General features: G+C 43.3%; 17 protein-coding genes. 9 read left to right on the top strand and 8 right to left on the bottom strand.

From position 1 onward, the window contains the following. Positions 1 to 102: 102 nt before the first annotated feature. Both fabV and AB6D07_RS09700 read right to left on the bottom strand, forming a co-directional pair. Complete coding sequence (gene fabV, locus AB6D07_RS09705; protein ID WP_017097928.1) at positions 103 to 1,302, bottom strand: enoyl-ACP reductase FabV; 1,200 nt, start codon at positions 1,300 to 1,302, stop codon at positions 103 to 105. 81 nt (positions 1,303 to 1,383) lie between these two features. Next, entirely contained in the window at positions 1,384 to 2,001 is a 618-nt protein-coding gene (locus tag AB6D07_RS09700; RefSeq protein ID WP_009845333.1) for an arylesterase, read from the bottom strand. Here AB6D07_RS09700 and AB6D07_RS09695 point away from each other — a divergent pair. The 3 genes from AB6D07_RS09695 (at position 2,000) to AB6D07_RS09685 (ending at position 7,100) form a co-directional block, all read left to right on the top strand. Further along, entirely contained in the window at positions 2,000 to 2,674 is a 675-nt protein-coding gene (locus AB6D07_RS09695; protein WP_009845334.1) for an ABC transporter ATP-binding protein, read from the top strand. The genes AB6D07_RS09700 and AB6D07_RS09695 overlap by 2 nt on opposite strands. Before the next feature lies 1 nt (position 2,675). Continuing rightward, positions 2,676 to 5,114 (top strand): ABC transporter permease, encoded by a 2,439-nt coding sequence (locus AB6D07_RS09690; protein WP_017100548.1) that lies wholly within the window; start codon positions 2,676 to 2,678, stop codon positions 5,112 to 5,114. 531 nt (positions 5,115 to 5,645) lie between these two features. Next, positions 5,646 to 7,100 carry an FAD-dependent oxidoreductase gene (locus AB6D07_RS09685; RefSeq protein ID WP_017100549.1) on the top strand — a complete coding sequence of 485 codons (1,455 nt, stop codon included), beginning with the start codon at positions 5,646 to 5,648 and terminating at the stop codon, positions 7,098 to 7,100. Between the two features lie 146 nt (positions 7,101 to 7,246). Here the strand turns inward: AB6D07_RS09685 and AB6D07_RS09680 are convergent, their stop codons facing one another. From AB6D07_RS09680 to AB6D07_RS09670, 3 genes are all read right to left on the bottom strand, one after another. Continuing rightward, on the bottom strand, positions 7,247 to 8,197 hold the full coding sequence (locus tag AB6D07_RS09680; RefSeq protein WP_029222767.1) for a biotin-dependent carboxyltransferase family protein: 951 nt from the start codon (positions 8,195 to 8,197) through the stop codon (positions 7,247 to 7,249). After that, entirely contained in the window at positions 8,190 to 8,966 is a 777-nt protein-coding gene (locus AB6D07_RS09675) for an allophanate hydrolase subunit 1 (protein WP_017100551.1), read from the bottom strand. The genes AB6D07_RS09680 and AB6D07_RS09675 overlap by 8 nt, the downstream gene beginning before the upstream one ends. Positions 8,967 to 9,118: 152 nt before the next feature. Next, the gene (locus tag AB6D07_RS09670) at positions 9,119 to 9,862 is read right to left on the bottom strand and encodes a 5-oxoprolinase subunit PxpA (RefSeq protein ID WP_029222766.1); all 744 of its coding nucleotides are present in this window, start codon (positions 9,860 to 9,862) and stop codon (positions 9,119 to 9,121) included. 461 nt (positions 9,863 to 10,323) lie between these two features. Between AB6D07_RS09670 and galE the strand changes: the two genes are divergently transcribed. After that, positions 10,324 to 11,337 carry a UDP-glucose 4-epimerase GalE gene (galE, locus tag AB6D07_RS09665; protein ID WP_017102138.1) on the top strand — a complete coding sequence of 338 codons (1,014 nt, stop codon included), beginning with the start codon at positions 10,324 to 10,326 and terminating at the stop codon, positions 11,335 to 11,337. A gap of 424 nt (positions 11,338 to 11,761) precedes the next feature. Here the strand turns inward: galE and AB6D07_RS09660 are convergent, their stop codons facing one another. Further along, entirely contained in the window at positions 11,762 to 13,900 is a 2,139-nt protein-coding gene (locus tag AB6D07_RS09660; RefSeq protein WP_017102137.1) for a TonB-dependent hemoglobin/transferrin/lactoferrin family receptor, read from the bottom strand. 224 nt (positions 13,901 to 14,124) lie between these two features. Between AB6D07_RS09660 and AB6D07_RS09655 the strand changes: the two genes are divergently transcribed. Further along, complete coding sequence (locus tag AB6D07_RS09655) at positions 14,125 to 15,012, top strand: LysR family transcriptional regulator (protein ID WP_017102136.1); 888 nt, start codon at positions 14,125 to 14,127, stop codon at positions 15,010 to 15,012. Here AB6D07_RS09655 and AB6D07_RS09650 read toward each other — a convergent pair. Further along, positions 15,004 to 17,685, bottom strand: coding sequence for a bifunctional acetate--CoA ligase family protein/GNAT family N-acetyltransferase (locus AB6D07_RS09650; RefSeq protein ID WP_017102135.1), 2,682 nt, complete (start codon positions 17,683 to 17,685; stop codon positions 15,004 to 15,006). The two genes, AB6D07_RS09655 and AB6D07_RS09650, sit on opposite strands and share 9 nt — an antisense overlap. 216 nt (positions 17,686 to 17,901) lie before the next feature. On the opposite strand from AB6D07_RS09650, the gene AB6D07_RS09645 reads away from it, so the two are divergent. After that, on the top strand, positions 17,902 to 18,465 hold the full coding sequence (locus AB6D07_RS09645) for an SPOR domain-containing protein (protein ID WP_009845372.1): 564 nt from the start codon (positions 17,902 to 17,904) through the stop codon (positions 18,463 to 18,465). Between the two features lie 179 nt (positions 18,466 to 18,644). Then, positions 18,645 to 19,640 carry a D-alanine--D-alanine ligase gene (locus AB6D07_RS09640; RefSeq protein ID WP_017102134.1) on the top strand — a complete coding sequence of 332 codons (996 nt, stop codon included), beginning with the start codon at positions 18,645 to 18,647 and terminating at the stop codon, positions 19,638 to 19,640. 199 nt (positions 19,641 to 19,839) lie between these two features. On the opposite strand, the gene AB6D07_RS09635 is transcribed toward AB6D07_RS09640, so the two are convergent. Next, positions 19,840 to 20,808 carry a tyrosine-type recombinase/integrase gene (locus AB6D07_RS09635; protein WP_017102133.1) on the bottom strand — a complete coding sequence of 323 codons (969 nt, stop codon included), beginning with the start codon at positions 20,806 to 20,808 and terminating at the stop codon, positions 19,840 to 19,842. A gap of 100 nt (positions 20,809 to 20,908) precedes the next feature. Here AB6D07_RS09635 and AB6D07_RS09630 point away from each other — a divergent pair, with 100 nt between their 5' ends. Beyond that, complete coding sequence (locus AB6D07_RS09630) at positions 20,909 to 21,280, top strand: DUF3319 domain-containing protein (protein ID WP_029222765.1); 372 nt, start codon at positions 20,909 to 20,911, stop codon at positions 21,278 to 21,280. Between the two features lie 4 nt (positions 21,281 to 21,284). Next, the gene (gene yciH, locus AB6D07_RS09625) at positions 21,285 to 21,596 is read left to right on the top strand and encodes a stress response translation initiation inhibitor YciH (protein ID WP_009845368.1); all 312 of its coding nucleotides are present in this window, start codon (positions 21,285 to 21,287) and stop codon (positions 21,594 to 21,596) included. Positions 21,597 to 21,852: the final 256 nt, after the last annotated feature.

Here is a 21,852-nt window from a genome sequence, read left to right as displayed (position 1 = left end):
TTACATTAACTAAGTATAAGAAATGTTGCACAAAAAAACCTCCGCAATTTTGCGGAGGTTTTCAAATGTGAATCTGGGTCTCAGTAATGAGATAAGTTTCGATTAAGGCTTTAACTTTATAAAATCATCAGTGTTAAGTTTCTCTTTATAGTCTACCGATGGTTGAGCAAAACCGTTCAACTGTAAAAACTCTTCTTTAAAACCTTGATAGTCACCGATTGATTGGAAGTTGTTTTCATCCATAGCTTCAAGTAGTTCAGTCACATGAGCTTGGGTTTCTGGGTCGAGTTCCCATTCATCCATCCGAATTAGGCGCTCGCCATCAAGTGGTACTTTGGTTTGTCCATACAGCTTACTGCTGAATAAGCGTTGCATTTGTTGGATACAACCTTCGTGGGTCTCTTTTTCTTTCATCACTCTATATAAAGCGAGTAGGTAAGGGCTTAGCCCCGGAATGAACACACTCGCTTTGGTCACTAATGCTTTACACACGGTCGCGTAAGCATTACCGCCAAAGTTAGCTAGTTCAAGGTTAAGTGCGTGACTTGTTTGATGAAGGTCTATTTTAGCGCGGCCCAAAGTACCGTCTAAGTAGATAGGGTGCGTGACTTCTGGACCAACGTAAGAAAAAGCAATGGTTTTGCAACCTGGGGCAATAGATTCAGCATTGATCAGCTCATCTATCCACTGTTCCCAATCTTCGCCGCCCATGACTTTGAGTGTGCTTTCGGCTTCTTCTTCCGTTGCAGCATCAAGTGTGTTGGTCACCCAGTTGTCGTGCTCTAGTGAGATAGTCGCACCAGTCACGCTTTCACCGATTGGCTTAATGGCAGAGCGCCAGAATTCTTCGGTATTTGGTTTGGGTCTTACGCCAGCGGCTAAGCTATAGATAATTAGATCCACTTCACCTTCGAAGTAGGTTTCAATGGCTTCGACAACTTGTGAACGTGTTTCTTGTGAAAATGCGTCGCCAACAATGTTGATAGCAGTGCGTTGCTCTCGTTCGGCTTCTTTCTTGAAATAAATGTTGTTGTACCAACCAGCGCTGCCTAGGGATTTTTCGTTAGGACCGCGCTCGAATGAGACGCCGATGGTGTCAGCTTTTGCACCGCCAAAGGTGAGGGCAATGCGAGCGGCAAGTCCAAAGCCAGAGGAAGCACCGATAATCAGTACTCGCTTAGGGCCATCTTTGATCTGCGGCGCACTCTTAACAAACTTGATTTGTTGCTTTACGGCTTCTTGACAGCCTAGAGGGTGAGCGCTTTTGGCTACCACACCCTTGATAATAGGTTCGATCAGCATAAATAACCTTACAGTTAACGGTGATATGCACTCAGGCTAACGTAAAGCTGTGTAAAATTTATTGAGCTAGACCATTAAAACCTAAAGATACTGATATAATTCTTTGGCGACAAATTCAGCAATCCAAGGCTGAGCTTCTGGTTTTGGATGCAGTCCATCGTTCATCATCCACTCCGGTTTGAGGATGATATGCTCTAGGAAAAACGGCAAAAGTGGCACGTTTTGTTGATCAGCAAGCGCTGCAAAAACGTACTCAAACTGTTGGTTGTAACGCTTACCGTAATTCGGTGGGATTTTAATCTTCATCATAATAGGTTTCGCGCCCGCAGCTTTTATCTGCTTAATGATTTGATCAAGATTCGCAGACATCAGCTTAGGTGGGAATCCACGAAGACCATCATTCGCACCGAGTTCGATAAGAACAGTGTCTGGGGCGTGTTCTTCAAGCAATTGTGGTAAACGAGCTAAGCCATTGCCAGTTGTGTCACCAGAAATACTTCCGTTGACCACGGTTACCGTTTTGTCATGCTTTGCTAACGCGTCTGGTAACAGGCTTGGCCAACTCTGTTTGATGTCCATGTTATAACCAGCACTCAAGCTATCACCAAGCACCAGTAACTTAGAATCTAACTCGGTATCTTGAGCCAAAGAAGCGGTTGAAAATATAATTAAGAATAAAAAGGAAATTAGTCGAGTCATGCATACATCCATCATTAAAGCAGAAGCTGTTTCGAAGACAGTGTCTACTAATCAAGAACATTTAACAATCTTAGAGCATGTTGATATCGATATTCGTGAGGGTGAAACGGTTGCGATCGTCGGTACTTCAGGTGCTGGTAAATCCACGTTAATGACACTGCTTGCAGGACTCGATGTGCCAACTTCTGGCGAAATCAGTTTGTTAGGCCAACCTCTATCACAGCTTGATGACGAAGCGAGAGCCAAAATCCGCAGTGAATCCGTTGGGTTTGTTTTCCAAAGCTTCTTATTGATCCCAAGCCTTTCTGCCCTGCAAAACGTCACGCTGCCTTGTTTGTTGAAAGGTGAAGACGAAGACATCGAACGCGCGACGGCTTTGCTTGAATCAGTGGGCTTGAAAGACAGGCTTGATCACCTGCCATCTCAGCTATCAGGCGGTGAACAACAAAGAGTCGCTTTAGCTCGCGCGTTTATGATCAAGCCAAAAATCCTTTTTGCTGATGAACCTACAGGCAACTTAGACCAACAAACGGCAGCGAAAATCGTCGAGCTGTTGTTCGAACTTAATTCATCGCACGGTACAACGCTTGTTCTCGTCACGCATGACCCTAAGCTCGCACAGCGTTGCCAACGAACCTTGAAAATGCATGTCGGTCACATAGAGGAAGTGTAAATTGAATTCATCACACGGACTGAACAAACGACTGTTTTCATGGAGTATCGAAGAGATTCGACATGGTCAGCTATGGCCGGTATCCATCGCTCTAACGCTCATTATAGCTTGTGTGTTCGCGCTTTCAGCTTTAGCTGAGCGTATGGAACAAGTGATCGTAAAGCAGGGCAAAGATGCGTTAACCGCCGACAGTGTATTTGTATCGGCAAACCCAATCCCACAACCTTTGTTAGATCTGACTCAGGTTGAACAGTTAGAAAGCTCTCAGTTAACTCGCTTCTCAACCATGGCATTCAGTGATAACTCGATGCAGTTGGTTACCGTTAAAGCCGTAGAGAGCAATTATCCTTTACGCGGCGAAATGATACTGCAAGGAGCAGATAGCGCGGTAAGCAATCATGTTGAACCGGGTGAATTGTGGCTTGATGAGCGTATATTTGCGCAGCTAGAGGTTGAAATTGGTGACAATGTCACTATTGGCGATGCCGATTTAAGAATTACAGGGCGTATCGCGCAAGAACCGGGCCTGAGTTTTAACCCTTTCCAACAAATGCCTGCTGTTCTGATTCACAATAATGATGTTGAAGCGACAGGCGCAATCCAACCAGGTAGCCGCGTTAGCTTTAGGTTGTTTTTAAATGGTGATGAATCGAAACTCAAAGCAGCACAAGACAGTATCGAACTGACACCAAGTGATCGCTGGCGTACACAAGACTCAGCCAGTCGTACCAACGAGATGTTCGAAAGTACGACTCAATACTTATCGCTAACGGTTGCTATCGTTGTGATCATGGCTGCGACCACTTTGGTACTCACTTGCCAACATTATGTTGCGAGTCGTCGTAAAACCATTGCGATGCTTAAGAGTTTAGGGGCAAGCAAACAATGGATCATTAAATGGTTGTCTATACAGGTGTCTCTGTTGGTGGTTATTGGTGCAGTACTGGGAATTACCATCGGTATCGGCTTAGAATTTTTGCTTCGTATACCTCTGGGCGACTTATTACCAACACCACTTCCTAGCTATGGTATTGAACCTGTCATTTTGGCGATTTTATCAAGCATTCTCATTGGTGTGCCTGCTCTTGGTATTCCGTTAATTGGCTTGGTAAGCACTTCGGCAATCAGCGTGATTCAATCAAGTCACCAGTCTAATGAAAGCTACAAGAAATACCTGTTGTTGCTAGTACCTATTATTCCAATGATGCTGATGTACGGTGACAATCTGTTGGTATGGATAGTTCTAGCGGGTATCGCTTGCCTGTTCTTAGTACTCGCGATTGTCAGTACGTTTGTTCTGCGTTTGGTGGGTCAACTGCCGACGTCGACATCTATGCGCTTGGCATTGAGCCGAATTAATCGCACACCATTAGCAACAGGGATTCAATTTGGTTCTTTAGCGCTGTCTTTGATGCTGTTATCGATCATATGGCTAGTGAGAAGTGACTTGTTGTCAGATTGGCAGCAAACTTTGCCTGAAAACGCGCCAAATGCGTTTGCGCTGAATATTGCGAGCTATGAGAAAGACAGTTATCTCGAGACGATTGATGCAAACGAAGTAGAGCGTACTCAAGCGTTTCCAATTATACGAGGAAGGCTCACAACCATTAACGGCGTTGAGGCGGCGAAATACAGCGAGACCTCAGAAGAAACAGATGCACTAAGTCGTGAGATCAACTTCACTTGGGGAGATAGCCTGCCTGAGTACAATGAAGTATTAGAAGGCAGCTGGACACAAGAGCAGGGCGTATCTGTGGAATCCGATGTCGCAGAGCAACTTGGTTTGAAAATTGGCGATGATCTTTCATTCACAATCAACAGCCAGAACGTCTCTGCCAAGGTGAACAGCATCCGAAAAGTAGAATGGCGTGAAATGAAGCCAAACTTCTATTTCATTTTTACTCCCGATGTTTTGAGCGCTATTCCTTCTACTTGGTTGGTGAGCTTCAGATTAGAAGAGCAACACAACCAAATGCTCAACGAATTATCTCGAAATCACCCGACCGTGAGTTTGATGGACATTCGTAAAATGGGTAGCAAGATCCAAGAGTTGCTCAAACAGATTGTTTGGTCGATAACCGTACTTGCCGCGTTAGGTGTAGTGGCGGGGCTATTGCTTATCTTCACTCTGTTGCGACTGAGCTTATCTCAAAGACAACAAGAGATACGCTTGTACCGAACCTTAGGCGCGAGTAAGAAGCGTATTCTTAACACTATTTGGTGTGAATACGGGGTGATGGCGTTAGTAGCTGGCTCAATTGCTGCGCTAGGTTCTGAACTCAGTGTTGCAGGGGTAATGAACTTTGGCTTTGAGTTAGAACCTTCACTCCACCCAATACTGTGGATAGCGCTACCCGTGCTGACGTTTATCACATTGGCCGCGGTAGTGAATAGCTTAATCAAACGTTTGTTGGCACCAGTAAACAAGGATTTTGGCTAGTCGCTAGCGAGATCTCACAAATGCTTAAAACGGTCTAAAAGTGACATTACTTATACTTAGTCGTTCACTATTTATAAGACGTCTCTTTAGACCGCTTTTTATTTGACCAATGCGTAGCACAAGTTACGAACATCGCACCTTAATTTCCCGTTTTTTTAGTATTTTTTAAAATTAATTGCGCAATAATGCCGATTTAATGAACAGCGGTTGGTCCCTGTAAACAAAGGGTTTGCGCAACTTAGCAAGAACGTTATCAACAGTTATCCACAAAAACGGTGGATAACTTTAGGGATAAGTTAACATCTATGTTTTAAGAGTACTGAGGCAGCCTTTATGTGGCGTCACTTAGGACAAATGTGACGGTTATAATAACCTTTAAAACTCAATCTGGAGTTATTGAGTCAAGAGATTATTTAGGTTTTTTACATAGATATTAAATACTGCCTATCTAAGACCTTGATAAAAATGTGTTTTAATTCGTAGCAGAACAAAAGTAGAATAGCGGCAGTTAATCATATTCTACAGAACACGATGAACCACAACAAAACGGATACAAATCAGCCTTCTATTGCCATTGTTGGTGGTGGTATTGCCGGAACGACGAGCGCAATTCATTTTAGTGAGTTGGGTTATAAGGTCACTATTTTGGAAAAAGGACCGAGTTTGGTTAATGGTCCACCAATTTGCCATCTGCATGCTGGTGGCAATTTGTATCGAGATATTTCTGTAGAGCAGTGTCTTCAGTTGCTCACTCAGTCAATTGATACCGTCCGCTTGTTTCCCCATACGATCAATATTCGTCCGACAATTATCGCTGTTCCACACAGTGATGGTGGAGAGCCGTTGGATCTTCTTCCGCGCCTAAAGATAATCAAGAACGCTTATGCTGAGCTTGTTAATCAAGATAAAAGCAACCAAGTGCTTGGTAAACCGGAAGAGTATTACAAGCTGTATAGTAAAGAAGAGTTACTAGCACTTGCTGCTCAAACACAGCCTCTGAAACCAACATCGCTTGATGAATGGTGTATTCCTTTCGCTAAACATACGGATCTAGAAACCCTTAAGTATCCTGTTGCTATGGTTCAAGAGTATGGCTGGAGCGTATTCCGCTTATCAGCAACCGCTCAACTCTCTTTGGGGCAACAATCTAATTGTACCGTGTTAACCAACAGCCGATTACAATCTGTTGAATCGTTAGAGCAAGGTTGGTCTTTGACTTATACAGACGCTGAGAACCAAAGCTGTCACCTAACGACCGACTACTTGATTAATGCAAGTGGCTTTGAAACGGGCATCGTGGATGACTTTGTCGGTTCTAAGCAACAAAGGCTTGTTGAGTTCAAAGCCGCATACGTTACGCAGTGGCCGTATTCGCAAGAATGTAAGGAAGAGTGGCCAGAGGTTATCTTCCATGGCCCGAGAGGCACACCGCAAGGCATGGCTCAGTTAACACCGTACGCTGATGGTGTATTCCAACTTCACGGTATGACAGAAGGGATTACTCTATTTGAGGGTGGGCTTGTTTCATCATCAACAGATTCATCACAGCCTCAGTTGCCTTCTAAGCTTCTTAAGAAAATCGTATCAGGTTGGAGTGAAGAGCAGCTCGAATTAAGAACTCGCGCTGCGATAACGCATATGTCTCAGTTCATCCCAAGTTTTAGCTCTGCACTGGTAGGTGGTAAGCCTTTGTTCGGTGCACAGCAGATTCCGGGAACCGATCCGAGCTTAAGAGCTTCAGACGTGTCATTCTGTGGTGATCGCTATGCTCGACTTGAAGTAGTCAAAGCATCTTCAACCTTAGAGGCAGCGCAAAAGGTCGCTGAGCATTGGTTTGATGTCGCAGAGTCAGTATCGATTGAAAATACACACTCAGTGACAATGTCACTTAATCTAAAGAATATTGAGAATAAAGCGATAGATTTGACACAAGAACGCGGATACCCAGAAGCCCTTGCAAAGGTATCAGGCCAAGATCACGCTTAATACTCAGTCATAATCTACTACGCTAAACATCTTCAATTCGGCTTACTTTGACAGGTAAGCCGAACCTTCATTCAAACGCCAGCTAATATACCGAAAACCAACCGAACTACATCTTTAGGCAATTACTTTTAGCTACAGAGCAAGAACTAATAGCCGAAAAACTGAGCCCATTGGCACCAAACATCTTGTAATCCTAAGCGATCGCCTTTACTAAACGAGACTTTATGTCCAGGTTTGGCTTGTGCTAAGCGCGGTAAATCGATTCTGGCAACACATCCAATCTTCGGATAGCCACCAATGGTCTGTCTGTCATTAAGCAACACGATAGGTTGCCCATCTTGGGGGATTTGAATCGCACCTAAGGCAATGCCTTCTGACAATAGCGAAATATCAGGTGAATCAACCGATTCGCCACTCAGTCGATAACCCATGCGATTAGAATTTTGGTCAACGTGATACTGTACGTTATACAAAGTCGCTTTTGCTGACTCTGAGAACAGCTCGCTTTGATAGCCTTCAATCACTCGCAGGTTCACTGGTAGGTTGTAATTAGGCGTGTATCGGAAGGTGACACTCAACGCTTTAAACGGGCGAGAGAGTTGGTGTTGGGTAAAAGCAATGTGTTGCCCTTGCTGGCATGGCTGTCCATCTTGCGTTAATCCACCAATCTTTTCACGAGTCACCGTAGAACAGCTATGAAGAGTTGATGGAACATCGAAGCCACCCTTAACGGCTAAATACGCCCTTAGACCATTTTTAGGTAAACCAAATGAGAGGACTTGCCCTGAGAAAGCTTGAAAAGTACGCCAGTTCGACAGTGGTTTACCATCGAGCTGCGCTTGTAAATCGCCACCACATAATGCCATCTCACAATCAAAATCGATTCGTAACGCGCATTGCCCAAGCGTGATTTCCAACACTGCTTGGTTGACTGGGTTTCCGAGCAGGTGATTGGCCCAGCTATACGAGTAATCATCAACAGGGCCACCTTGTGTCAACCCGAGATGAGCGACACCAAATCGTCCGAAGTCTTGAATCAAACTCAACGGGCCGGGTTTAATCACTGTTAGTGTTGGTTTAGCTATTGTATTAACCATTAGCGACATCTCCACTAATCTCCATAAAACTAAGCTCAACAAATTCTTGTTTTGAAATCGCGATGAAACGGACTGTGTCACCGACATTAAGTCGAGACAGCGGCGTTTGCGTGGTATCAGCGTTCTTCAATTGGCTGTGATCAAACAGTGCTAGCGGGCAATTGCCAATAATATTCCAACCGCCCGGTGAGTCCGAAGGATACACCGCCGTTTTCGTATCCGCGATGGCGATGCTGCCTTTCGGTACTCTTAAGCGAGGGGTTGAATGACGAGGCAAAGCAAGCTCGTTGACCACATCAGACATAAACGCAAAGCCAGGGGTAAATCCAATCGCACTGACGCTGTATGTCTGTGAGGTGTGATATTGAATAATATCGTCGAGCGACATGCCTTTGGCTTGATATCGGTCTAAATCGAGTGCTGTTTCTGGTGAGTAATAAGCGGGAAGCTCGATAGTGTTACGCGTGTTACTAACACTAGAGAAGGACGAAATAGCATGACTCAACAAAGAGTTGAGTTGTTCAATGAGCTGATGTTCTGAAATTCGATAAGGTAGGTAATCCACCAATATTGTGTGATAAGCCGGTGTCACGTTCATTAATACTGACGCGAAATGTTGTCGAATGGCCTCAGAAAAGTGGGCCATGTATCGAGAATCATCTGCACTTGAACTGTGCTCTACACTTTGCGTCACGCTTGAAGTTAATGTAACGAGAACACTGCACTCTGCGACAGGGTCGATATTGAATTCAATCTTGTTCATCTTCATTTCGCTTCCATACTGATACGAAGAAATACGCTTTAAAGTACCATTCGTGCCAATCACAGCGTAATGAGCTTTGGTAATTGGCCATGGTTTCTTGTTTTGTGGTCTTATCTTATCGCTTTCTTTTAGCTAACCGCTTTCTAGCTTTCGCAATACTAATTAAAAGCGTTGAGGTCTTGTCTGATTTTTCTAATTAATGCGATGGATTGGGGGTTATCACCATGAACACAGATGGTATCGGCTTCAATAGGCAGTCTTTCGCCCTCTAAAGTCGTAACAGAGCCATAGTTAATGATTTGCATGACTTGGTTGTAGATGTCGTCTTGGTTGACGTAAACCGAGCCTTTTTGAGTTCGCGGCGATAACTGCCCATTATTCAAGTATGCACGGTCAGCAAACGCTTCAAACAAGAGGGGTAAGTCATGATCGTCAGCAATATCTAAATACTGCTGATTGTCTGACGAAGAGAGGATCATTAGGGGGATGTTAAATTCAGCAACGGCTTGGGCAACGGCATTAAACACATCAATGTTCGCCATCATATCGTTGTAAAGGGCACCATGAGGTTTCACATAACCAACAGAGGTGTGGTGATAGCGGCAAAGAGCCTGTAGTGCGCCAACTTGATAGCAAACCAGCTCACTGATCTCGTCCATGGTATGTGGAATAGAACGGCGACCAAACCCGACTAAATCTTGATAACCAGGGTGGGCACCAATTTGGGTGTGATAGTACTGCGCTAGTTTTATGGTCTTAGACATAACGTGCGGATCAGACGCGTGAAAGCCACAAGCGATGTTTGCCATATCGACCCATTCCATGATCGACTCATCATCGCCCATCTTCCAGTTGCCGAAACTTTCTCCCATGTCGCAATTAAGCAAAATCTTCGTTGTCACGTGGTGCTAACCCTTTACGTTGAGGTGAGTAATGACGGTCTTATAAACACCATAAATAAACAGTGACCTAATTCAAGTTTTCGACACTAAAAACTGCATTTACTATAAAGGTCACGGCATGTCTCAAACCCGCCAAAGAACGGATTGTGAACAATGCTTCCTTTCATCAATAACGTATAGAAACTATGGTTAAAGATAATTGAAAAACAAGTGTTCGACAAACAGCGCTTCATCTATTTTGTTTCCGGTTTAGGGAGCAAACGTAAGGTGATGATTCATATGGCGACATTAATGTAATTCTGAAGGTTGGCGGTGAGGTGTACGTCTAAGTGAAATTCAAGGTAAAGGTCAGTTTTCGTTCTCTCGTGCGGTGTATCTGCCATAGGCGTTTGTGACTCAACCCTAAGCTGTTGTATCATAAGAGGTAGGTTGAGTGTTTTTAATTAAAAGGTCCGCTAAACATGAATGTTTTAGTTACAGGTGGCATGGGTTACATTGGTAGCCACACAAGTATCCAGATGATTAACGCAGGTATGACACCTGTGCTTTTCGATAACTTATACAACAGTAAACCAAGCGTTTTAGAACGTATCGAAAAAGTATCTGGCGTTCGTCCTGATTTCATTGAAGGTGACATTCGTGATAAAGCGCTTTTAACTGAAACTATGAAGCAACACAATATTGAAGCTGTTATTCATTTTGCGGGCCTGAAAGCGGTTGGCGAATCTGTTGCCAAACCTCTCGAATACTACGATAACAATGTAAATGGCACGTTAGTCCTTGTCGATGCAATGCGTGACGCTGACGTAAAAACATTAGTATTCAGCTCTTCAGCAACGGTTTATGGCGATCCTGCTAGTGTTCCTATCACAGAAGATTTTCCCACAAGCGCAACCAATCCTTACGGTCGTAGCAAGCTCATGGTTGAAGAGTGCTTAACTGACTTCCAAAAGGCTAACCCCGATTGGAGCATTACGTTATTACGTTACTTTAACCCCGTAGGTTCACACCCAAGTGGTGAACTCGGTGAAGACCCAAGTGGTATTCCAAACAACCTAATGCCATTTGTATCTCAAGTTGCAGTTGGCCGACGTGAATTCCTATCTGTATTTGGTAGTGATTACCCAACAAAGGATGGCACTGGTGTTCGTGATTACATCCACGTTATGGATCTGTCTGATGGACACATTGCAGCACTTGAGAAAGTAGGGCGTAAAGACGGTCTTCACATCTATAACCTAGGTACTGGCAACGGTTCAAGTGTATTAGATATGGTTAAAGCCTTCGAGAAAGCGAGCGGCCAAGCGATACCTTATAAACTCGTTGAGCGTCGTCCCGGAGATATTGCAGAGTGTTGGGCCGACCCAGCGAAAGCTCAGAAAGAACTGGGGTGGAATGCGACACGCACACTGGCTGAAATGACTGAAGATACATGGCGCTGGCAATCAACAAATCCTGATGGTTTCCCTGGTTGATTGAGTGATTTCATGAATAGTTAACGTACAAAAAGATGCTCTAGGGCATCTTTTTTGATCTAAATCGAATAAAAAGTGATTTGGTGGTTAAAAAGTATCATTCTGTATCGGTTGTTGTTATCATGCTCGCGAATTATATGTTTAATGTTAATTTTCTTTGGAGTTAATCATGGAACTAGGCCTAATCATCACTTTCATCATTGCTGCTGCAGTAATGGTTAAGAAAGAAATGGCAGAGAAATAATTTCACTTTACCCCTTTTTGATACAACTTTTAGTGAAATAACAAAAGCCAGCTTATCGTAAGCTGGCTTTTTAGTTTCTACAGTATTTTTTTGTATGGCTTTATTTTGGAACGACCTAGATCTTTAATGACCTAGGCCTTTAATAAACTTAGCTCAACAACGAACTAGATTTCTAACCAGTTAGAACTCGTAGTTTGCAGATATACCCCAGTTACGACCCGGTTGAGACTTAATATCGGTGTTGAACTTAGAATCGTGCCCACGGCCTGACATGTCATTGTACAGCCAATATTTTTTGTCTAATGCGTTGAATAGACCCGCTCGTAAGGTTAAATCCGTGACAGGGCGGTAATAAGCAGTCAAATCAACAACTGTGTATCCAGCCACGTTTACGTTGTCATCGGAGTTCCACTCATCTTTCGCAGCAACCATCTTAACATTTAAAGCAGAACCAAAAGTCTCGCGCTCGATTCCAAGACCTAGCGTACCCGTTAGTGGTGCTACAGAATCAATGGATTTACCCGTAGATTTATCTTCACCATCAGCATAAGCGACCGCTAAACGAGTGTAGGTTCCAAATGGTGCGTCTAACAAAGTGTCTAGATTAATCGTTGAAGAAAGCTCTGCACCATAGATAGTTACTTTATCTAAGTTCTCTTTGGTGTATACGTCTTTACCGCCTTGTTTGCCCGTTTTCGTCTGGTTAATGAAATCAGAGTAATCAGTGTAGAAAGTGCTTAGTTCAAAGCGAGCATGTTCATTATTGCCACGAAGACCAAGCTCGTAAGAGATACTTCTTTCGGCTTTCAAGTTAGGGTTAGCTTCAATGATGGCACCTCGAGTATAGAAGTAGTAGAGGTCGTAAACTGAAGGTGCTTTAAACCCTTGCCCAACTTGACCAAATACCGATAGGTTATCATTGATGTGGTAAACTGAACCTAGCTTAGCTGTGACGGCGTCATCTTTATTCTTCTCATATTGAGTCTTGTAGCCTTCATCCGTTGATGGGTCAGCAACAAATGAGTCATAACGAAGACCGCCAGTTACAATCAACTTGTCTTCCATGAAAAATGCTTGGTCTTGAACAAACACACCCCATTGCGTTATTTCTGCATCAGGGATACCAGTGCTACCCGGTGTAACAGTGCCTCGGTCAAACTTATGGTCGTAATTTTCTAGTTCAAAGTCATTCTGCAGGTATGTGAAACCATATGTGAATTCGTGATCCGCACCATCGATATTCACTAACTTAGAAAGCTGTGTATCAAGCTGCATGTTTACATCTGATGCATCACGCTCACGAAGTCGGCGTCCGTTGAAGCGAGTTGTATCGTAGTTTTTATTCAGAGAACTTGAGTCTTGGTAACTTAGAGACCAGTCTAAAGAGTCAGCAATTGAAGAGCTTAGTTTAAGCTGTTGTTCCAATGTTGCACGAAAACGTTTGTTGGTGTCTTTGTTGTAATTATCAGTATATACAAAGCCTGGCATAAGCTGATAGCCATTGTAGTTTAGCTCATCTTCATCATATTGACGTTGGTAATGCTCAACCGTAATACCAACCTTATTTGAATCTGATACATTGTAGAATGCTTTCGCTAGGATATTACTTAATTCCGTATCTGCCGGGTTCTCTGCACCACGATCAGGACCTTGAACTTCGCTTCCTGATGAATGAGTTTCTGTCTCGTGGCCTTGAGCGTATGTCGCCATAACGATCGTTTCTAACTTATCTTTACGCATCGCCCAAGAAACTGTGTTCTTGAACTGTTCATCTGCAGATGTATAGGTAGATTTGATGCCAAAACGGTTTTCATCCCCGTCAGTTCTAAGCATATCCTCTGGATTTTTAGTTCTTAGCAGTACTGCACCACCAATGGCATCTGAACCGTAAAGCGTAGAAGCAGGGCCTTTATTCACCTCTATGACACTTAATGTATCGACTTCGATCGCATTCGAATATTTACGTTGCTCAGAAGCGCCAGGGTTATATGGTGTAGGTTGTTGAACTCCATCTACCATAAGTTTAACGCGATCACCTTCAACACCGCGGATGTTAAAGCCTGAAATACCAAAACGGCCACCGCCTTGAGCTTCTACTCCTGGCGTGTATTGAAGAGCTTGCTTTATGTCGCTAGACATTTGATTATCTATGTCTTTTGCAGAGACAGACTCAATTGAGCTTGAAACGTCTTCTTTGTTTTGTTCGGTACGCGTTGCTGATACAACAACCTCGTCAAATAGGGCATAATCTTCAGCAAAGGCTGATGTTGATGAAAGCGCTAAAACGATTGAAGCAGAGAGTAGGGATTGCTTATACATCTGATAGTTACCTTAGTTCCATAATATCATCTTGATTTGCGAAAGATGATATTGGATCTAAATGATAATTACTGTTATTTGCATTTAAATAATTTTCAATATTATCAACTAATTCATAATTAGCGTTATTAAACACATGTATTAAAAAGAGTTTTTCAGTTCCATTCACCATGTGAATGCTTCTCTTTTTGTGATTTAGTTCTCACTTACAAAGTAGGAAAGTTATGCATAGCCCAATAACACTTGAAGCCTTACACATATTAGATGCCATTGATCGTCGTGGAAGCTTTGCGGCAGCGGCTAATGAAATGGACCGAGCACCTTCTTCATTGAGTTATCAAATCCAGAAGCTAGAACAAGACTTAGATATTATGATTTTTGATCGCTCAGGCCACCGTGCAAATTTCACGGAAGCGGGGCAGTTAATATTAGAGCAAGGAAGGATCATTCTTGGTGCCACTGAACAGCTCGTTAATGACGCGAGTATTCTTGCTAATGGCTGGGAGTTGGATTTAACGATTGCCTTTGATGGCATTATTCCGATTGCTAATTTCTTCCCATTAGTCGATGAACTCGGAAAAATAAGTAAAACTAGGGTTCGATTACAAGAAGAGATTCTAGCTGGATGTTGGGAATCTCTTTCAGACGGCCGAGCTGATTTATTGGTGTGCCCAAAGGTTGACACCATACCAAACGATATGAAAAGTGACATTATCGGTAAGATGGAAATGGTATGGGTTGCAGCATCGAATCACTATGTTCATAAGCGATCTGGTAATTTCGACCAAAAGGCGAGAGAAAGTTACAGGGTTATCGCAATTGCAGATACAGCGCGTGACCAACCTGCATTAAGCATCAATATTCTAGAAAAGCAGCCACGTTTAACCGTAACAAGCTTCCCAGCCAAGGTAGAGGCTCTAACTGCAGGGTTAGGGATCGGCACCTTACCGAATAGTGTAGCTAAACCTTTGATTGAATCTGGCGTTCTACAACAAATTTCGGGTACCGAACCACAGCCTATCGACATCGTAATGGCTTGGCGACGTAACAAAATGGGCGACGCCAAGTCTTGGTGTATTCAACACCTAAAAAAAACATGGGCGTTAAAGTAACGGCAACACCATATCTGCAGTGCCGTCTTCAAAACTGATATCTAGCTCAAAGCCCAGCTTCTGGGCTAGTGTCAGCATCCCTCGGTTGGTCGGCATCGTCATGCCCGACATCTGCTTGGTCTGCTTTGTACGACAGTAGTCAATAACCTTAGTCATCAAAATGCGGCCTAATCCGACGCCTTTCAGATCGGAACGTATCAGAATAGCGAACTCTGCATCGGTGTTCTCTGGGTTAATCAACGCTCTCGATACGCCAATAATCGCGGGTACGCCTTGTTCCTTTCGAACGACCACAAATGCAATTTCTCTATCAAAGTCAATCTGAGTAAAGTTAGCCAACGCCTCATGATTGAATTCACCCACATCACTAAAGAAACGCTTGTAAAGGTCTTCTTTGGATACACGATGAATAAAATCAGCATGAAGCGGCTCGTCTTCAGGAAGGATCGGGCGTAACAACACCTCAGTGCCGTCCTTAAGTACGATATTCTCTTCCAATTCGACTGGATAAGGGCGAATCGCAAGACGTTCTTGAGGATCGCCTTGGTATGCTTTCAAGATGATATCGGCATCTAATATCGTGAACTTGTCACCATTGGCCAGTACTGGATGGATATCCAAATCATGTATTTCAGGGCAATCTACTACCATCTGAGATATACGCACCAACAATTCAGAGAGACCTTCAATATCAATCGGGTTAGGTAGTTTTTGCAGACGAATCTTGCCGCTTTTTATCGCTCGAATGATCAAGTAACGCGCCAGTGTCATATTGAGTGGTGGAAAGGCTGCAGCAGCGTCAATGGATTCATCCCATTCAGAACCTCCTTGACCAAGTAAAATGATAGGACCAAAGGTTTCGTCCGTTGTCACTTTTACACGTAGCTCCTGCCCGCCGGCGAGTTTGGCCATTCCTTGAATTAACAATCCATGAATATGCGCAGTAGGGAACGACAGTTGAGAGCGATCGAGAATCGCCTGAGCCGCATTGGCGACTTCATTGCTGTTTCTTAAATTAAGCATGACTCCTTGCACGTCCGACTTGTGTGCAATGTCTGGCGAGCGTAGTTTAACTGCGACTGGGTAACCAATCGTTTCAGCAATATGTACCGCTTCACTTGGGTCAGAAGCTATCCAAGTTGGTAATACATCTAGGTTGAAGTGCTTGAAAAATTGGCTATTTTGATGCGTATCAAGGCTGACTGTATCTTTATCCAGTAGTTGTCGTTCTATCCAATTTTTTGCATCTGCTAGATCTTCAATATGGACTTTTTCTGCCGTGGTTGGCGTTTCCATTAACTGACGCTGGTTACGCCTGTACTCGACCAAGTGCATGAATGCGACTACTGAACTTTCAGGTGTTCGATAGGTTGGGAAACCCGCTTCGGTAAACAACTTTCGTGCTGGCTTTGCTGTTAGCTCACCAGACCAATTCGTTAGAATGTTAAATCGCTTGTGGCGAGGATGCTTTTTAATGGCTTCAATAATTCGTTCAGCTGTTTTAGCTGAATGTGCGATCGCAGAAGGGCTGTGCATGATAAGAATCGCATCCGCTTCATCACCATCTAACAAGATGTTTATCGTATCGATATAACGTTGCTCACCGGCGTCACCAACTATATCGATTGGATTACTCTGAGACCAACTCAATGGCAAAACCTTATTGAGTTTCTCTAGCGTATCTTCAGAAAACTCGGCAAGTTTACCACCACGGTCAAAAAGGGTATCCACCGCCATGATCGCTGGGCCGCCCCCATTGGTCACAATAGCCAAGCGCTCTCCACGTAGTGGTACTGAATGAGTCAGAGTCTCTACCGCTGCAAACAGTTCATGTAAGTTCTTAACTCGCAACATGCCGCTGCGTCGGATCGCTGAGTCATAGATAATATCTAACGTATCGGCACCGCCAGTATGTAGCATGGCCGCCGCCCGGCCTTTAGCGGTTCGCCCGCCTTTTAACACTAGAATTCGTCTATTACGTGACGCAGCACGGGCAGCAGAGATAAAGCGCCTCGCATCTTTAATACTATCAACATAAAGCAATATTGCTTCGGTGTGAGAGTCGGTACTCAGATAATCCAACAGCTCCGAGAATTCTATGTCACTGCCATTACCTATCGAGATAAACGCCGAGAAGCCGATCTCTTTATCGTTCGCCCAATCTAGAATCGTTGTACACACTGCAGCGGATTGAGAAACAAAGGCGATTTTACCTGGCAGCGCCGTCACCGGAGAAAAAGAGGCATTCAAATTTAACCACGGGACAATAACTCCCAAGCTATTGGAACCAAGTACCCGAATATTGTTTGCTTTGGCGATTGCAATACATCTCTCATCAAACGTTTCACTGTTATCACTTTGCTGTTGCATGTCTGAGGAGAGCACAATAACGGAAGCGATGCCTTTCTCGGCCAACTCTTCAAAAATAGCCACATTGCGTGTCGCATTAGTGCACAAAATAGCAAGGTCAGGCACGATAGGTAGCGACAAGATGTTTTTGTAAGAGAGGACGCCTGCGACAGAATCGTATTTTGGTGTTACCGGCATCACCGCACCTTTAAAATCCCCGTGCAACAAATTGTTCATGACGATATATCCTGCACGCGTTTCTCGTTGAGATGCACCAACAACAGCGATTGAACGGGGTTTAAGTAGGGGATCAAGATGATTCATAGACATATCCTAGCAATGCACGTAAGTTCATCGTAACTTACTTTTCATTCACGGGTTGATGGCAAATTCACCGAATTAAGATGAATAAGCAGACACTGCATAAAGTTTGTGAAATAGGTCACCCACTAATGGTGTATAATCTCAAAGTTAACTTGATTCTAAACCGACGTATCGGCATGATTTATAGTAATTATTATTAAGGATATAGAGCTTTCCATGAAAAAACTTGCAATTGTGACTTTGCCACTGCTCTTGGCTGCATGTGTATCTGACAACTACGTTACCAATGTAACGTCAGATAGCTATCAAGAAGAGTTCAAAACGGCTAAAGTTGAAGCTCCAGTTGTATCTCAATCTGAGCAGACTGCCGTTGTTGAAGAGAACGTGGTCAACGTTGTCAGAACCACACCTGTAGAACAAAAAATCACTCACACGACTAGAGCTAAGCCGGTTGCAACAATTACAGCTCCAACCAAGAAGCAACAAGACATGAACCAACGCTTTGGTTACACAGTTCAAGTTGTTGCTGTCGGCAGCCAAGCCAAAGTCGATTCTTTTGTAAAAATGCTACCAACCACTTCCCAGCCAATTTGGGAAAACTACAAAATGGTTAACGGCACGAAGTGGTTCACTGTACTTTACGGTGACTACGCGACACGCTTAGACGCTAAAAAGGCGATTTCATCTTTGCCGAGCAGTTTTCAAAACTTAAAGCCATTCGTTAAGAGCATTGATGATATCAAGAACTCTGAATACCCAACGCTTAACAAGTTAAACTAAGTTTTAAATCATAAAGAAGGAGCAAATGCTCCTTCTTTTGTTTTATGACGGTTAGTTTTGTTTAATAGTTAATCGCTCACTCCTTAGATGACGATTTTAGCATTCAAAACACTGTACCTATTTCGACTTTTGTTTATCATTGAAGTCAGTATTCCTAGTTTCAAGGACCGAATTTACCCATGAACACCACAAACATCCTTCTACTTTGCGGCGGTGGATCTTCAGAGCATGAAGTGTCGATCGTTTCAGCCAATTACCTTTTTGAACAACTTAATAGCGTTGCAGATTTTAACGTTGTGAGAGTTGAAATTAAAAACGAAGGCTGGTGTCTTGATTCTGGTGAGTTGGTTTATCTTGATATTAACGATCAAACCTTACGTGGCGACAACTTAGAATCAAAAGTCGATTTCATTGTTCCATGTATTCATGGTTTCCCGGGCGAAACAGGTGACATTCAATCACTGTTTGAAATGGCTAAGATTCCGTACCTAGGTTGTGGTTCTGAAGCAAGCAACAACAGCTTCAATAAAATCACATCAAAACTTTGGTACGACGCTCTGGGTATCCCAAATACGCCTTATCTGTTCTTATCCGACAACACTGAACAAGCTCATGCGCAGGCGACACAAGCCTTTGAAAGTTGGGGAAAAGTGTTCGTCAAAGCGGCTCGTCAGGGATCTTCCGTTGGCTGTTACCAAGTCAATCAAGCAGAAGAATTAAGTGAAGCAATCAACAAGGCATTTACCTTCTCTGATCAAGTGCTTATTGAGAAATCCGTGGTGCCAAGAGAGCTAGAAGTTGCCGCTTATGAAATTGATGGCGAACTACAGATAAGCAAGCCAGGCGAGGTGATTGCACCTAATGGCGCATTTTACTCTTACGAAGAGAAGTACAGTGCAGACAGCCACTCAATTACTGAAGTTGAAGCAACTAACTTAACCGATGAACAGCGTGAATTGATTGCAGACAGCGCCCGCAAGGTATTCACGCAGATGAAGCTTCGTCACTTGTCTCGTATCGATTTCTTCTTAACACAAGACAATGAGATCTACCTGAACGAGGTGAATACCTTCCCAGGTATGACGCCAATTTCCATGTTCCCAAAAATGGTTGAACATGACGGCCACAAATTCAGCCAGTTCTTAGAGAACTGCGTGAGAACGAGCCTTTCTTAGTTCACCCAAAATATCTTAGCCGTTTTATATAACTCATTAGATAACAAATAGCGCCTTGAGCTTACCTGCCAAGGCGCTATTTGTTTTTAAGTCGGAAGTTTTTGGTTTGCAAAGTCAGTTGATTGACTAAGCAGTTTATTAACAATCTGCCTATAAAAAACCGTAGATAAACAAGCCGCCTCTTAACAAAGCCATCAGCTCATTGCCAAGGGATTAGTGCTTTAAACTTCATCTTCTCACTCTCAGAGGTACCCGAATAACCCACATATTGTGCAGGCATTGCAGGGCTGAGCCAACGACCAAAATCTTGGATTTCTCTCACCTTAAGGCCTTGTTTCGACAGTTCTTGTGCGGCACCTACACGAATAGAGTTCCCGGAGAAATGGTGGTTGTCAGCCAATTGAAGTAAGTCACTTGCTCTTCTCAATATTCTGTAGATCGACGAATCATCTAAAGGTTGCAGACTGATATTTTCATGTTTGTCTATCGCACGAAATACAGGCAACTCGTCTTGTGTTCCAGTAAACGAAAACCAACGCTCAAGTGCGGCGCTTGCTACTCGCGATAGCCTATACACTGAATTTTTTATTGTAATCTGGTACTCATTCTCAACGCTCTCCACATTATCCATCGACAACGCCCTTAGTTCAGATCGCTTTAAAGCACACTCGAACATCACATTATAAATCGCGATATCTCTGATCTCTTTTAAGCTCGATTTCTCATGGGAAAGTAACGTGTTTAACTCAGTAAGGTGTGCGGATGTCATGGCATTGGTTTGTTTAGAGTCGCCAGACATTCGAGATTGCAAGTGGAGCAGGGTAAAACGAACTTGCCTATGCTTGATTGGGTTAGCAAAGCTCAACACAGTATGCAACAAGCTAAGTGTTGCAGTGTAACGTTTCAAAGACGAGAATTTTCTTTCACTGGATTCAGTCTCAAGAAAACGCCGAACAGCAGTGATGGATGCTGGGAGTGTGTTGATACGATTTTTAGTACAGAACGCATGGTAGCGATTCCAATCACTGTAGATACCCAACAAGGAGTTTCGAGAGTACTGATATCCTGTTAACTCATCTATAATTTCAATTGTCGCGTGGCTGTTTAATTTTTCAACAAATGAATTAATTATCACAGAGTCCGATAAAATAGGGACTTTTTTTCTCAAATTACCGTACCTCAACAGGTGTTTTTGCCATATTATGCTTGATATCATTAGAAGTATACTTATGATTAACGTAATGAAAACAAAACGATGATCAATGGATATGGCAAATTCAGTTTACCGAGGCGTTCCTCTACAATCAGCGGATGCAAACAACACCGTTTGGCGTGCCAAGCTAAAAAACAACATTATTCAAGGCAATTTACCTGCTGTGAAAAAGAGTATTGATTGGTGGATTGATACTGCGACCCTTATTGACCCGAAAGAATTCACAGCGTTAAACAAGTCGAGAGCGTCTGGTGGTGGCTTAGCTGAAAACTTCCATGGTTACCAAATTAAAAATGATAGCGGTGAGCCTAACGCTTGGTATTGCATGTTTAACGGGCGCCTAATTAAAGGTGGCAAGATTGCAATCCAGCGTCATATAGAGGCTTTCTTACTCGCAAAACAAAAAGCAGCACAGCAAAAGAAGTAAAATTATGAGCCTAGTATATTCAACTGAAACAGGTCGTATTAAACCTGAAGAAGAGAAAGTCCAGCGCCCTAAAGGTGATGGTATTGTTCGAATCCAAAAAGAAACCAAAGGCCGTAAAGGCAAAGGCGTTTCTATCGTAACAGGCTTAGACCTAGATGACGCACCATTAAAACTCATGGCTGCGGAACTCAAAAAAGTATGTGGTTGTGGCGGCTCAGTAAAAGATGGCAACATCGAGATTCAAGGCGACGCTCGTGACAAGCTCAAAGCGCATCTTGAAAAGAAAGGCTACAAAGTTAAATTTGCTGGCGGTTAAGCTCTAACTAATGCTAGGGGTAAAATCGAAGATTATTATCACTGGTTATTAGGTATTTTATGGTAAATAGCCACTCTGGTTAAATACACAGTAGAATTCAGAGAGTACCGATACAACATAAAGGCAGGGCATCGCATAAAGATACCTGCCTTATAAACACCGAAATCAATTTAACATAACGTACATAATACGCACTAGCGCTGTAGGCGCAAAGTTGTAATGTCACTTTTTAGCAAAGTTAAAATGTCTCTTTTTT

The sequence above is a fragment of the Vibrio sp. 10N.239.312.C11 genome (genome assembly GCF_041466065.1).
In the GTDB taxonomy this organism is placed as follows: domain Bacteria; phylum Pseudomonadota; class Gammaproteobacteria; order Enterobacterales; family Vibrionaceae; genus Vibrio; species Vibrio tasmaniensis_A.
The sequence above is the reverse complement of the archived record's forward strand: the minus strand, read 5'-3'. Positions and strand labels throughout refer to the sequence as shown.